Origin of the sequence: Nocardioides panaciterrulae (assembly GCF_013409645.1) — a bacterium.
GTDB classification, from domain to species: domain Bacteria; phylum Actinomycetota; class Actinomycetes; order Propionibacteriales; family Nocardioidaceae; genus Nocardioides; species Nocardioides panaciterrulae.
The window spans coordinates 952670-966091 of sequence record NZ_JACCBG010000001.1 but is presented as its reverse complement, the minus strand read 5'-3'; the positions used below and the strand labels follow the sequence as shown (position 1 = coordinate 966091).

General features: G+C 74.0%; 10 protein-coding genes and 1 riboswitch. Of the genes, 3 read left to right on the top strand and 7 right to left on the bottom strand.

Annotation, left to right across the window (positions count from 1 at the left end; translation table 11 throughout):
- Window positions 1-2: 2 nt before the first annotated feature.
- Window positions 3-2192 carry an NADP-dependent isocitrate dehydrogenase gene (locus tag BJZ21_RS04530; protein ID WP_179662660.1) on the bottom strand — a complete coding sequence of 730 codons (2190 nt, stop codon included), beginning with the start codon at window positions 2190-2192 and terminating at the stop codon, window positions 3-5.
- Window positions 2193-2396: 204 nt separating this feature from the next.
- On the opposite strand from BJZ21_RS04530, the gene BJZ21_RS04525 reads away from it, so the two are divergent.
- On the top strand, window positions 2397-3446 hold the full coding sequence (locus tag BJZ21_RS04525) for an aquaporin (protein ID WP_179662659.1): 1050 nt from the start codon (window positions 2397-2399) through the stop codon (window positions 3444-3446).
- A gap of 725 nt (window positions 3447-4171) precedes the next feature.
- Here the strand turns inward: BJZ21_RS04525 and BJZ21_RS04520 are convergent.
- A complete protein-coding gene (locus BJZ21_RS04520) occupies window positions 4172-4936 on the bottom strand; it encodes a hypothetical protein (protein ID WP_179662658.1) in 765 nt (254 codons plus the stop codon).
- 211 nt (window positions 4937-5147) lie between these two features.
- Between BJZ21_RS04520 and BJZ21_RS04515 the strand changes: the two genes are divergently transcribed.
- On the top strand, window positions 5148-6137 hold the full coding sequence (locus tag BJZ21_RS04515) for a malate dehydrogenase (RefSeq protein ID WP_179662657.1): 990 nt from the start codon (window positions 5148-5150) through the stop codon (window positions 6135-6137).
- A gap of 82 nt (window positions 6138-6219) precedes the next feature.
- On the opposite strand, the gene BJZ21_RS04510 is transcribed toward BJZ21_RS04515, so the two are convergent.
- The 5 genes from BJZ21_RS04510 to BJZ21_RS04490 all read right to left on the bottom strand — a co-directional run bounded on the left by BJZ21_RS04510 (window position 6220) and on the right by BJZ21_RS04490 (window position 11328).
- The gene (locus BJZ21_RS04510) at window positions 6220-6555 is read right to left on the bottom strand and encodes a DUF3017 domain-containing protein (protein WP_179662656.1); all 336 of its coding nucleotides are present in this window, start codon (window positions 6553-6555) and stop codon (window positions 6220-6222) included.
- Window positions 6555-7400 carry a bifunctional methylenetetrahydrofolate dehydrogenase/methenyltetrahydrofolate cyclohydrolase gene (locus BJZ21_RS04505; protein WP_179662655.1) on the bottom strand — a complete coding sequence of 282 codons (846 nt, stop codon included), beginning with the start codon at window positions 7398-7400 and terminating at the stop codon, window positions 6555-6557. Before BJZ21_RS04505 ends, BJZ21_RS04510 begins: the two co-directional genes overlap by 1 nt.
- A 242-nt stretch (window positions 7401-7642) precedes the next feature.
- On the bottom strand, window positions 7643-9250 hold the full coding sequence (gene purH / locus BJZ21_RS04500) for a bifunctional phosphoribosylaminoimidazolecarboxamide formyltransferase/IMP cyclohydrolase (protein WP_179662654.1): 1608 nt from the start codon (window positions 9248-9250) through the stop codon (window positions 7643-7645).
- Window positions 9251-9285: 35 nt separating this feature from the next.
- Window positions 9286-9374, bottom strand: a riboswitch (ZMP/ZTP riboswitch).
- Window position 9375: 1 nt separating this feature from the next.
- On the bottom strand, window positions 9376-10011 hold the full coding sequence (purN, locus tag BJZ21_RS04495; RefSeq protein WP_179662653.1) for a phosphoribosylglycinamide formyltransferase: 636 nt from the start codon (window positions 10009-10011) through the stop codon (window positions 9376-9378).
- A gap of 33 nt (window positions 10012-10044) precedes the next feature.
- The gene (locus BJZ21_RS04490) at window positions 10045-11328 is read right to left on the bottom strand and encodes a cell division protein PerM (RefSeq protein WP_179662652.1); all 1284 of its coding nucleotides are present in this window, start codon (window positions 11326-11328) and stop codon (window positions 10045-10047) included.
- A gap of 93 nt (window positions 11329-11421) precedes the next feature.
- Here BJZ21_RS04490 and BJZ21_RS04485 point away from each other — a divergent pair, with 93 nt between their 5' ends.
- Window positions 11422-13347, top strand: coding sequence for a SigE family RNA polymerase sigma factor (locus BJZ21_RS04485; RefSeq protein ID WP_179662651.1), 1926 nt, complete (start codon window positions 11422-11424; stop codon window positions 13345-13347).
- The last annotated feature ends 75 nt before the right edge of the window (window positions 13348-13422 follow it).

Sequence of the window (13422 nt, the reverse complement as noted above, 5' to 3'; positions counted from 1 at the left end):
TCTCAGAGCGAGGCGATGGCCTCGTTGAGGGTCCGCGACGGGCGCATCACCTTGTCGGCCAACTCGTCGTCGGGGCGGTAGTAGCCCCCGACGTCGGCCGGGCTGCCCTGGACGGCGCCCAGCTCCTCGACGATCTTCTGCTCGTTGGCGGCGAGCGTCTCCGCGAGGGGCTTGAACGCGGCGGCGAGGTCGGCGTCCTCGGTCTGGTTCGCCAGCTCCTGGGCCCAGTACATCGCCAGGTAGAAGTGCGAGCCGCGGTTGTCGATGCCACCGACCTTGCGGGTCGGGGACTTGTCCTCGTTCAGGAGGGTCTCGGTCGCCCGGTCCAGCGCGGCGGCCAGCACCTTCGCGGCGGGCGTGCCCGCCTGCTCGGCGTACAGCTCCAGCGAGGGGACCAGCGCGAAGAACTCGCCCAGGCTGTCCCAGCGCAGGTAGTTCTCCTTGAGCAGCTGCTGCACGTGCTTGGGCGCCGAGCCGCCGGCGCCGGTCTCGAAGAGGCCGCCGCCGTTCATCAGCGGGACCACCGAGAGCATCTTCGCGCTGGTGCCGAGCTCGAGGATCGGGAACAGGTCGGTGTTGTAGTCGCGCAGCACGTTGCCGGTCACCGAGATGGTGTCCTCGCCGCGACGGATCCGCTCCAGGGAGTACGCCGTGGCCTCGGCCGGCGCCATGATCTCGATGGTGAGGCCCTCGGTGTCGTGCTCGGGGAGGTACTCCTCGACCTTCGCGATCAGGTTCGCGTCGTGGGCGCGGGTCTCGTCGAGCCAGAAGATCGCCGGCGAGCCGGTCGCCCGGGCGCGGGTGACGGCGAGCTTGACCCAGTCGCGGATCGGCTCGTCCTTGGTCTGGCAGGCGCGCCAGATGTCGCCCGGCTGGACGTCGTGCTCGATGAGGACGTCGCCGTTCGAGGCCACGACCTGCACGCTGCCGGCCGCGGGGATCTCGAAGGTCTTGTCGTGGGAGCCGTACTCCTCGGCGGCCTTGGCCATCAGCCCGACGTTCGGGACCGAGCCCATGGTCGCCGGGTCGAACGCGCCGTGGGCGCGGCAGTCGTCCAGGACGGTCTGGTAGACGCCGGCGTAGGAGGAGTCCGGGATCACCGCGAGGGTGTCGTGCTCCTCGCCGTCCGGGCCCCACATGTGGCCGGAGGTGCGGATCATCGCCGGCATCGAGGCGTCGATGATGATGTCGCTCGGCACGTGCAGGTTGGTGATGCCCTTGTCGGAGTCGACCATCGCCATCGCCGGGCCGTCGGCCAGGCCGGCCTCGACGGCGGACTTGATGGCGTCGCCCTCGGGGAGGTCCTTGACCGCGCCGAGCAGCGCGCCCAGGCCGTCGTTGGGCGAGATGCCCGCCGCGGCCAGCGCCTCGCCGTACTGCTCGAAGAGCGTGGGGAAGAAGGCCTGGACCACGTGGCCGAAGATGATCGGGTCGGAGACCTTCATCATCGTGGCCTTCAGGTGCACCGAGAACAGCACGTCCTCGGCCTTGGCGCGGGCGATCTGCTCGGTGAGGAAGCGGCGCAGCGCGGCGACGTCCATGAACGTGGCGTCGACGACCTCGCCCGGCAGGACCTTGATCCCGTCCTTGAGCACGGTCTCGGTCCCGTCGGCGGCCACGTGCTTGATGGTCAGGACGTCGTCGGCCCCGAGCACGACCGACTTCTCGTTGCTGCGGAAGTCGTCGTGGCCCATGGTGGCGACGTTGGTCCTGCTGGCCGAGTCCCACGCGCCCATCCGGTGCGGGTGGGCCTTGGCGTAGTTCTTGACCGACGCGGGGGCGCGGCGGTCGGAGTTGCCCTCGCGGAGCACCGGGTTGACCGCGGAGCCCTTGACCTTGTCGAACTTGGCCCGGATCTCCTTCTCCCGGTCGTCCTTGGGGCTCTCCGGGTAGCTGGGGACGTCGAAGCCCTGCTCCTGCAGCTCCTTGACCGCGGCCTTGAGCTGCGGGAGGGAGGCGGAGATGTTGGGCAGCTTGATGATGTTCGCTTCCGGCGTGGTCGCCAGGTCGCCGAGCTCGGTGAGCGCGTCGTCGGCGAGCCCGAACTGGGCGAGGATGCGCCCGGACAGCGAGATGTCCCGGGTCTCGACCTCGACACCGGCCTTCGCGGCGTACGCCTGGACGATCGGCAGGAACGAGTACGTCGCCAGCAGCGGCGCCTCGTCCGTGTGCGTGTAGATGATCTTGGCCATGGGCTTCGGCGACTCCTGCGCATCGGGAATTATTTCTTGACGTCAAGATACCTGACGGGCTGAACCCGGCCAGCCTCGCACCCTCCCGTACCCCGATCAACGCCCCGGCCAACTCCCCGGTCAACGCCCCCGTCAACGCCCCGGCCGGGGCCCATAAACTGGTGCCGACCTCACCGGGGGGTCGCAGGAACGAGAGGCGCGCCGATGGCGGAGACGTCCACCACCACCCAGAAGCTGCTCGCGGAGGGGCTCGGCACGTTCGTGCTGGTCTTCTTCGGCTGCGGCGCCGCGCTGATCAGCGGCGGCGACTACGTCGCGACCGCGCTCGCCTTCGGGCTCACCGTGCTGGTGATGGTCTACGCCTTCGGCCGGGTCTCCGGCGGCCACTTCAACCCCGCCATCTCGGTCGGGGCCGCCCTCGGCGGTCGGATGGCGTGGAACGAGGTGGTCACCTACGTCGCGGCCCAGCTCGCGGGCGCGCTGGCCGCCGGGCTCGCGCTGTTCATCCTCATGCACGGCTTCCCGGGCTACTCCGCCGCGGGCAACATGGCCCAGAACTCGTACGGCGACGCCGGCACCGGCTTCGCCTGGTGGGCGGCGTTCCTGCTGGAGATGCTGCTGACCGCGGTGTTCTTGTGGGTGGTCCTCGCCGTCACCGACACCCGCAACGAGCACCCGGTGATGGCGCCGCTGGCGATCGGCCTCGCGTACACGATGATCCTGCTGGCCTCGATCGGCGCGACCGGCGGCTCGGCGAACCCGGCCCGATCGATCGGCGTCGGGGTCTTCGCCGGCACCGACGCGTTCGTCCAGCTCTGGCTGTTCATCCTGGCCCCGCTGCTCGGCGGCGCGATCGCGGGCGCGACGTACGCCCTGATGTTCGGCGAGGGCAGCGAGCCGGTCCCCGGGTCGGGCTTCAACCTCCCCTGGCCGCCCTCGGCCGCGGTGGCCGGCCACGGCGCTCCCGACCAGTACCAGGCCGAGTGGAACCAGGAGAACCCCACTGTCCAGGCCGAGGCGGCGGCCGCCCGGTCCGAGCCCTACACCCAGGCGCAGCAGTACACGGAGGCCCAGCTGGCCGGGCACGAGCCGATCATCGAGAACGGCTGGCAGTGGGACCCGCACTCCCAGGAGTGGATCCCCGCCCCCCAGCAGCAGGCCCAGCAGCACGCCCCCCAGCAGCCGCAGCAGGCCCAGCCGCCCGCGCAGCAGACGTGGCCCGACCAGGGCACGCACGCCCACCCGGAGGAGTAGGCCGCCCTCCGGCGTCTACCCGCGGCGCGACTGCCCGGTTGCCCGGCTGCCCGGTTGCGGAATGGCGACAGACCGCAACAATCCAGCCCCCGGACCTGCGGTCTCCCACCATTCGCCACCCCCGGCCGAACGCCGACCACCCCCGCCGGCCACCCCGCCCCACACCCCCGAGCCGGCGGTGAGACACCCCCCGATCCCGCGAGCAGACCGGTGGACAGCTCACCGCCGCCCGGCGTCGCCCCCCGGCCCGGCTGCGGAATGGCGACAGACCGCAACAATCCAGCCCCCGGACCTGCGGTCTCCCACCATTCGCCACCCCCGAGCCGAACCCCGACCACCCCCGCCGCTCACCCCCGGGCCGGCGGTGAGACACCCCCCGATCCCGCGAGCAGACCGGTGGACAGCTCACCGCCGCCCCGCGTCGCCACCGGCCCGGCTGCGGAATGGCGACAGACCGCAACAATCCAGCCCCCGGACCTGCGGTCTCCCACCATTCGCCACCCCCGAGCCGAACGCCGACCACCCCCGCCGCTCACCCCCGGGCCGGCGGTGAGACACCCCCCGATCCCGCGAGCAGACCGGTGGACAGCTCACCGCCGCCCCGCGTCGCCACCGGCCCGGCTGCGGAATGGCGACAGACCGCAACAATCCAGCCCCCGGACCTGCGGTCTCCCACCATTCGCCACCCCCGAGCCGAACGCCGACCACCCCCGCCGGCCGCGACCTCAGCCGCGCACGAACGACACCAGCACCTTGGCCGGCCGCACCCCCGCGCCCTCGGCCGGCTCGTCGAAGACGAGGCCGAGCCCGCGGGCGTAGTAGCGGTGGCGGACCGTGCCGGGTGAGGCGGTCGAGGTGACCTCCAGTTCGACCAGGTGGGTGTAGAAGCCGGACGGGACCGCGCGCTGCTCGTCGACCGAGAGCACCGTGGCGCGCTCCTCGGCGCCGCCGCCGCGCCGCGCGACGACGTACCCGTCGCCCAGCCGCGGGTGCGCCGCCATCACCAGGCCCGCCTCGGCACCGCCGACACCGGCCTCCCACGACGACCCGGCGACCCGCTGCCCGCGCCGGTCGTAGGACGTGGTCCGCCCGCCGAAGGTCCACACGTTGCCGGCGGTGTCCTGGGCGTACCAGTCCCATGCCTCGCTCACGACCCGCCGGTGCGCGTCCCGGGCGACCGAGTGGACCCCGGTGCACGTGACCCCGTCGACGACCCGGCGCCGCTCGCCGGCGGTCGCGACCGTGGTCGCCACCCGCGAGCCGCCGGTGGACCGATAGCTCCAGCGGCTGCCCGGTTCGAGCGGGAACCACGGGTTGTCCACGGCCCCGGCGAAGTCGGCGGGGTCGGGCGACGGGGTCGGGATCGTGAGCCCGTCCACTCCCGACGGCGCGATCGTCGGCGGGCCACCGGCGCAGGCGGAGGCCGACAGCGACAGCAGCAGTACGCCGCCCACGGCGGCGAGCGCGCGTCGTACGCCTCGGGCTGTCACGGGCGCCAGCATGGCGCACCCGCCCGCGGCCCGCGCGACCGGGAGCGCCAGGCCCGGAGCGCCAGGCCCGGAGCGCCAGGCCCGGAGTGCCCGGCCCGGAGCGTCCGGCCGTTCGCCGGCTCCGGGACCGTGCGCCGGGGGGCTGCTAGCGTCGGTGCGAATCCACCCGTCCGCCCGGTCCCACGGGCACGAGGTCCGACAAGGAGTCCACGTGAGCTCTACTCCCCTCAAGGTGGCCGTCACCGGCGCCGCCGGCCAGATCGGCTACAGCCTGCTCTTCCGTCTCGCCAGCGGGGCGCTGCTCGGCGCCGACCGGCCGATCGAGCTGCGGCTGCTGGAGATCACCCCGGCGCTGAAGGCACTCGAGGGTGTGGTCATGGAGCTGGACGACTGCGCGTTCCCCACCCTCGCCGGGGTGGAGATCGGCGACGACGCCAACACCGTCTTCGACGGCGTCAACCTCGCGCTGCTGGTCGGCGCCCGGCCGCGCACCAAGGGCATGGAGCGCGGCGAGCTGCTCTCGGCCAACGGCGCGATCTTCACCGCCCAGGGCAAGGCGCTCAACGAGGTGGCCGCCGACGACGTCCGCATCGGCGTGACCGGCAACCCGGCCAACACCAACGCGCTGATCGCGATGACCAACGCCCCCGACATCCCGCGCGAACGGTTCTCCGCGCTGACCCGGCTCGACCACAACCGGGCGATCTCGCAGCTGGCCGCCAGGACCGGCGCGCCGGTGACCGACATCCGGCGGATGACGATCTGGGGCAACCACTCCGCGACCCAGTACCCCGACCTGTTCCACGCCGAGGTCGGCGGCCGCAACGCCGCCGAGGTGGTCGGCGACCAGAGCTGGATCGAGAACGACTTCATCCCCACCGTCGCCAAGCGCGGCGCGGCGATCATCGAGGCCCGGGGCTCCTCCTCGGCCGCCTCCGCGGCCTCGGCCACCATCGACGCGGCCCACGACTGGCTGCTCGGCTCCGCCGACGACGACTGGGTGTCGATGGCGGTGGCCTCCGACGGGTCCTACGGCGTGCCCGAGGGCCTGATCTCGTCGTTCCCGGTCACGACCAAGGACGGCAGCTGGGAGATCGTCCAGGGCCTCGACATCGACGAGTTCTCCCGCGGCCGGATCAACGCCTCGGTCGCCGAGCTCGAGGAGGAGCGCGCCGCGGTCACCGAGCTGGGCCTCATCTGAGCCGCTGCCCCACGACGTACGACGGCCCGCCGGACTGCTCCGGCGGGCCGTCGTGCGTCGCGGGCTGAACTTCACACGGCCGTCACACGGGCTGGTTGGGGATGGTCCCGGCGAGCACGATCAGCACCACGCCGACCCCCGCCAGCAGCACGCAGTCGAACGCCCGGTGCCGCACCGCCAGCATCCCGGCGTCCCGGGTGGGCAGCACCAGCCGCGCCAGTGAGGCCAGCAGCAGCGCGCCGCCCATCCAGCGCACGCCGGCCCGCCAGTCCCCCGACCACACCACGCCGATGCCCACGGCGGTGAGCGCGAGCACGACCAGGTAGAACATGCCGCCGACCGTCGAGGGGTGGCGCCGCGGCGCCGCCGGGTCGTCGTCGACGGGGAGCTGGGGATCGGCCACGGTTCCTCCGACCATCAGCCCCTGGCCTTCTCGGCCATCGTGACGATGTTGGACAGCAGCATGGCGCGGGTCATCGGACCCACCCCGCCGGGGTTCGGGGACACCCAGCCGGCCACGTCCCAGACGTCGTCGGCGAGGTCGCCGGCGATCTTGCCGTCGACCCGCGAGACGCCGACGTCCAGCAGCGCCGCACCCGGCTTGACCATGTCGGCGGTGATGATGCCGGGCACGCCGGCCGCCGCCACCACGATGTCGGCCTGCCGGGTGTGGGCCGCCAGGTCGCGGGTGCCGGTGTGGCAGAGCGTGACCGTGGCGTTCTCCGAGCGGCGGGTCAGCAGCAGCCCGAGCGGTCGTCCGACCGTGAGCCCGCGGCCCACCACGCACACCTCGGCGCCGGCGATCTGCACGCCGTGCCGGCGCAGCAGCTCGATGACGCCCATCGGGGTGCAGGGCAGCGAGCCCTCCTCGCCGAGCACCAGCTTGCCGAGGTTGACCGGGTGCAGCCCGTCGACGTCCTTGTCGGGGTCGACCCGCGAGAGCAGCGCGAACTCGTCGAGGCCGGTCGGCTGCTGCACCAGGAAGCCCGTGCACCCCGGGTCGGCGTTCAGCTCGTCGATCCGGGTCTCGACCTCGGCCTGGGTCGCGGTGGCGGGCAGGTCGACGCGCAGCGAGGCGATCCCGATCTCGGCGCAGTCCTTGTGCTTGGCGTTGACGTACCAGTGCGAGCCCGGGTCGTCGCCGACCAGCACCGTGCCCAGCCCGGGCACGACCCCCTGCTCACGCAGCTTGGCCACCCGCTCGGCGAGCTCGGCCTTGATCACCTTCAAGGTGGCGGTGCCGTCCAGCTTCTGTGCGGTCATGTCCTCATCCTGTCATCGGTGGCACGAGAAGCGCCGAGTCGGCGCATGTTGACGCCCGGGGCACGCCGAGTCGGCGCATGTTGACGCCCGGGGCACGCCGAGTCGGCGCATGTTGACGCCGTACGGCGGGGTGGTGGCGGTCGGCGGGCACGTCGCCGGGTCTCGACACGCGCCGTCGCGACCTCCTTCGTCGGTCGCGGGCGCTGCTCGACCTGCGCACCTACGCCCCGGCTTCGCCGTGGCTAGTGCGCAAAGTGGCGGGTGCCGGTGAGGTACATGGTCACCCCGGCCTTCCGGCACGCCTCGACGGTCAGCTCGTCGCGGACCGAGCCGCCGGGCTGGACGATCGCGGCCACGCCGGCGTCGAGGAGGATCTGCGGCCCGTCCTCGAACGGGAAGAACGCGTCGGAGGCGGCGACCGAGCCGGCGGCCCGGTCCCCCGCCCGCTCCACGGCCAGCCGGCACGAGTCCACCCGGTTGACCTGCCCCATGCCGACGCCGACCGAGGCGCCGTCCTTGGCCAGCAGGATCGCGTTGGACTTCACCGCGCGGCAGGCCTGCCAGGCGAAGGCGAGGTCGGCGAGCAGCTCGGGCGAGGCGGCCTCGCCGGTGGCCAGCGTCCAGGTCGACGGGTCGTCGCCCGGCGCGTCGACCCGGTCGACCTGCTGGACCAGCAGCCCCCCGGAGATCGCCCGGGTCTCGACCGGAGCGGGCTGCTCGTCGGGGGCGCACACGAGGATCCGGATGTTCTTCTTGCCCTGGAGCACCTCGACCGCACCCTCCTCGTAGCCCGGCGCGACGATCACCTCGGTGAACACCTCGGCGACCTGGCGGGCCATCTCGACCGAGACCGGCCGGTTGACCGCGATCACGCCGCCGAACGCGGAGACCGGGTCGCACTCGTGGGCCTTGCGGTGCGCCTCGGCGACGTCGGCGCCGACCGCGATGCCGCACGGGTTGGCGTGCTTGATGATCGCGACCGCCGGCGCGGCGAAGTCGTTGGCGGCGCGCCGGGCCGCGTCGGTGTCGACGTAGTTGTTGTAGGACATCTCCTTGCCGTGCAGCTGCTCCGCGGCCGCCAGCCCGCCGCCTCCGGGCGCTGCGTCGGCCCGGTAGAGCGCGGCGCCCTGGTGCGGGTTCTCGCCGTAGCGCAGGTCGGCGGCCTTCTCGAAGGTGGCGCCGGTGAAGGCCGGGAAGCCCCCGCCGGCGCCGGGCGCGCTGCCGGAGGTGTCGGTCAGCACGGTGCCCATCCACGAGGCCACGGCCACGTCGTACGACGCGGTGTGCGCGAACGCCTCCGCGGCCAGCAGCCGGCGCTGCTCGAGGGTGAACCCGCCGGCGACGACCGCCGCGAGCACCTCGTCGTAGCGGGCCGGGGAGGTGACGATGGCGACCGAGGGGTGGTTCTTGGCCGCGGCGCGGACCATCGAGGGGCCGCCGATGTCGATCTGCTCGACGCACTCGTCGGGGCTCGCGCCGGAGGCGACGGTCTGGCGGAACGGGTAGAGGTTGGAGACCACGAGGTCGAAGGGCTCCACGCCCAGGTCCGCGAGCTGCGCGACGTGGGTGTCCAGGCGCCGGTCGGCGAGGATCCCTGCGTGCACGCGCGGGTGCAGGGTCTTCACCCGGCCGTCGAGGCACTCGGGGAACCCGGTCAGCTCCTCGACCCGGGTCACCGGCAGGCCCAGGCCCTCGATCAGGGCGGCGGAGCCGCCGGTCGAGACCAGCGTGACGCCGGCCTGGTGGAGGCCGCGGGCCAGCTGCTCGAGGCCGGTCTTGTCATAGACCGAGACCAGGGCCCGGCGGACCGGGACTCGCGCGTCGGTGGCTTCGGGGGCCGCGTGGGACATGCACTGCTCCTCATCGAATCGGGACGTTGCTTCGATGAGGGCACCCAGGCGGTCGATGCGCTCTCCTCCCCTGCTGGGGACACTCCCCGGTGGTGAACCACCCGCGCCAGTCGTGTGCCTCCAGACTAGGGCACGGCCGGCCGGCGGCCGAACTGCACGGTGCGCCCGGTGACCGTCCAGCCCTCGCGGGCCATCCGGCCCACGCAGTCCACCAGCATCTGCCGCTCGGCGGCCTTGATCCGCTCGTGCAGCGTCTCCACGCTGTCCTCGGCCTCGACCGGCACCACCACCTGGTCCACGATCGGGCCGGTGTCGACGCCGGCGTCGACGATGAAGAGCGTCGCCCCGGTGACTTTCACCCCGTACGCCAGCGCGTCGGCCGCGCCGTGCATCCCGGGGAACGACGGCAGCAGCGCCGGGTGGGTGTTGACGAAGCGGCCGCCGAACCGCTCGAGGAACGACTCCCCGGCGAGCTTCATGAAGCCGGCCGAGACCACGAGGTCCGGCTCGAAGCCCGCCACCGTCTCGGCCATCGCGCGGTCCCAGTGGTCGCGGCTGCTGAACTGGCCGACCTTCTTGACGAACGTCGGGATGCCCGCGCGCTCGGCCCGGGCGAGGCCCACGATGTCGTCGCGGTCGGCGCCGACGGCGACGACGCGGGCGCCGTACGCCGGGTCGGCGGTGGCGTCGATCAGCGCCTGCAGGTTGGTGCCCGCCCCGGAGACGAGCACGACCAGCCGGGCGGGGGTGGGGGTCGACACGCGGCGCAGTCTAGCGACGGCGCCGCCGCCACCTCACTCCGTCTCGGCCCACCCGTCACCGGAGCGGCGCGCGGCCCGGCGCTGGAGGAAGGTCATCACCAGGCCACCCACCAGGCCCCCCAGCCCGAACGCGGTGATCGCGTGCACGAGCACGTCGAACCCGGCCGGGCCGACGTGGGTCATCCGCCCGGGACCGACCGCGCCGCCGGCGACCGCCGCGAACGCCCCGAACAGCACGCCCGCCATCAGCCCACCCGCGCAGCCCCGCAGCGCCCCCTGGTCCCAGCGCAGGGCGGGCAACCGGCGCTGGACCCGCGCGGCGGCCCAGGCCGCGACGAGGGCGGGGACCACCGTCACCGCCGACAGCCAGGGCGCCGGGGTGCCGGCGTCGGGCAGCGCGGCCAGCAGCGGGAACATCGGCAGCGGGCCGAGCACCACCACGCTCGGCGCGACCAGGGTGTGGGTGCCGACCGCGAAGCCCGGGCCGAGCATCCAGGACCCGGCGTACGCCGCCGCGTTGGGCACCACGACCAGCGTGAGCACGACGAAGAGCACGGTGTCGCCGGCGTCGGTGTGCAGCCGGGACAGCACGTTGGCGGCCTGCCCGAGGTCGGCGACCAGGGCGCCGAGCAGCAGCAGGGTGGACACCACCGCCCAGGTCGTCAGGATCCGGCGGCAGGCGGTGGCGGCGGCGCGCACCGACATCGGGAGGTACGACGTCCAGATCGCCGCCCGGCCCGAGCCGACCGCGATCCCCGGAGCACCGAGCGCCAGGCACAGCAGCAGCGACCACCGCAGCACGCCACCGGCCGAGGCGCCGGTCGACGCCCCGGTGGCCAGGTGCAGGGTCACCAGGGCCACCAGGAGGTAGCCGAGGGTGAAGAAGAGGGACGCGCTCGCCACGGTCCAGTCCCGCTCGCCGTCCGCGATCCGCTCGGCGTCGGGCCCGTGCCCCGAGACCGCGGCACCGACCCGCAGGCCGAACCGCCACGCCGACCAGGCGCACAGCAGGGTGACGCCGAGCGGCAGCAGGGTCACCGGGGTGCCGTGCACCGACACACCGGAGCCGTGGCCCAGCAGCCAGCCGAGCGCGCCGGTGCGCAGCCCGTCCCGCGGGGTGCCGTGGGCGCCGGCGTCGGTGAGGAACCAGCCGATCACGCCCAGCGCCACGCAGACCACCAGCGTGGTGGCCGCCGCGGCGGCGCCGCCGAGGGCGGCGACCACCACCAGCGGCCGCCGGCGCCCGAGGCCGGTGGCCTGATCGCGGTCCCCGCGCAGCGGGCTGGTCGGGCGGTCGCGGGTCAGCAGCGAAGTCATGGCCCGGCCATCATCACCCGTGCGGGGGCTCGATCCGCGGCTCCCACGCCGGTTGGCCCGGGGCCACGGACCTCCTCTACCGTGGTGGCGGCCATGAGGAATCCGGAGCAGTTCGACGCGTTCTACAACGACGCCCGCGACCGCCTGCTTCTCCAGACCTACGCGTTCACCGGCGACCTGACCGCGGCCCGGGGGGCCGTGCGGGACTCCTTCGTCGCCGCCTGGCACCACTGGCGCAAGGTCTCGCGGCTCGAGGACCCCGAGGCGTGGGTGCGGCCCCGCGCCTGGGCGCACGCCCAGCGCCGCCACACCGCCCGGCCGTGGCACCGGGACAAGTCGCTGGACCCGGGGCTGCGCGCCACGCTCGACGCGCTGGCGAAGCTGAGCCCGCTGCAGCGGCGCACGCTGCTGTTGACGCACCTGGCGACGATCTCGCTGGCGGACCTGGCCCGCGAGGTCGGCCTGCCGCAGTCCGAGGCGGAGCGCGAGCTGCAGACGGCGACCTCGCGGTTCGCGATGCACCGTGACGTCGCGACGACGGCCATCCGCCCGCTGTTCGAGCCGCTGCGCGCCCACGCGGGCGGCGCCCGGTTGCCGCGCGCCACCATCATCCGCCGGGCCGGCGCCGCGCGGCGCCGTACCCACACCCTGGCCGGCGTGGCCGCGGCCGTGGCCACCATGCTCGTCGCCGGTGTGCTGGTCACCGACGCCGACGGCGTGCACCCGACCCTGGCCCGCGAGCAGGTCTCGGCGAGCGGTCCCCGCAGCGCCGCCGCCCGGGCCGCCGAGAAGACCCCCGACCCGGCCACGCTGCCCGCGGGCGCGATGCTCACCAGCGAGGAGATCACCGCCGACCTGCCCCCCACCGGACCCAGGGACCGGGCCCACGACCGGGCCCACAATCGGGCCGGTCGTCGGGCCGCTCGCCCGGCGGCCGCGTGGACCGAGGGCGAGACCAGCGACAACACCTCCGGCGACGGACTGGTGCTGCCCTGCCAGCAGGAGCGGTACGCCGACCCGCACGGCACGGCGGCCCTGGTCCGGACCTTCGAGGGACCCGCGACCGGCGGCGGCCGTGCTGCGACCGCGTTCCAGGCCACCGAGGTCTCCGCCACCGACCGGGCGGCCGGGCGGACCTTCGACCGCACGCTGGGCTGGTACGCCGGCTGCACCGAGCCGCGGGCCCAGCTGGTCTCGACCCAGCGGGTGACCGGGGTCGGCGACCGCGCGACGCTGGTCGCGCTGCGCTGGTGGCGCGGGTCCGGGTCCACCCTGCTCGTCGGCGTGGCCCGCACCGGCCGGGTGACGACCACGACCCTGACCCGGCTCCCGGGCACCGGCCCGCTCGCCCTGGACTCCGGGACCGCGCTGCTGGCCGGCGCCGTCGACGACCTGTGCGGGCTGCCGGACGCGGGTGCCTGCGCCCAGCACCCGCGGCACCGGCCGGCCGCGCCGGTGCCGGTCGGGGAGGTGCCCGGCATGCTCGTCGAGGTGGACCTGCCCCCGGTGACGGGGGTGACCCGGCCCTGGGTCGGCACCGAGCCCCGCAAGGCGGTGACCAACGTCGCCGCGACCCGCTGCGACCGGACCGACTTCGACGTCCCCGGCGTCACCGCCGCCCTCACCCGCTCGTTCGTGATCCCCGGCGCCCACGTGCCGGACACCTTCGGGCTCACCGAGACGGTGGGTTCGATGTCCACCCACCGGGCCCGGGCGCTGGTGCAGCGGGTGCGCCACCGGATGGCCGGCTGCTCCCACCAGGACCCCGGCACCGAGGTGCAGCGGCTCCTGCAGTCCCAGAGCCGCCGCACCGACCTCAGCGTCTGGCAGGTCACGACCGAGATCAGCGACAAGTCCTCGGTGCGGTTCCTCATGGGGATCGTCCGCGACGGCCCGCACGTCGCCCAGGTCGGCTTCGTGCCGGACCACCGGATGACGATGCGGCGGGGCGACTTCCCCACGCTCGTCCGGCGGGCCCTGGACCGGTTGCCCGCCCTGCCCGCTCCACACCAGGGTTAGCGGCTGCACGGAATTCCTCCCCCGCCGTGCAACCGTGAGCTGCCCCGGGGCGTATCACCCCCGACAGACACCACA

What these genes read in the sequence shown, in the direction of transcription:
- BJZ21_RS04530 (WP_179662660.1), bottom strand. Translation starts at nt 2,192, where the DNA reads ATGGCCAAGATCATCTACACGCACACGGACGAGGCGCCGCTGCTGGCG.
- BJZ21_RS04525 (WP_179662659.1), top strand. Translation starts at nt 2,397, where the DNA reads ATGGCGGAGACGTCCACCACCACCCAGAAGCTGCTCGCGGAGGGGCTC.
- purH (WP_179662654.1), bottom strand. Translation starts at nt 9,250, where the DNA reads ATGTCCCACGCGGCCCCCGAAGCCACCGACGCGCGAGTCCCGGTCCGC.
- BJZ21_RS04505 (WP_179662655.1), bottom strand. Translation starts at nt 7,400, where the DNA reads ATGACCGCACAGAAGCTGGACGGCACCGCCACCTTGAAGGTGATCAAG.
- BJZ21_RS04490 (WP_179662652.1), bottom strand. Translation starts at nt 11,328, where the DNA reads ATGACTTCGCTGCTGACCCGCGACCGCCCGACCAGCCCGCTGCGCGGG.
- BJZ21_RS04485 (WP_179662651.1), top strand. Translation starts at nt 11,422, where the DNA reads ATGAGGAATCCGGAGCAGTTCGACGCGTTCTACAACGACGCCCGCGAC.
- BJZ21_RS04510 (WP_179662656.1), bottom strand. Translation starts at nt 6,555, where the DNA reads ATGGTCGGAGGAACCGTGGCCGATCCCCAGCTCCCCGTCGACGACGAC.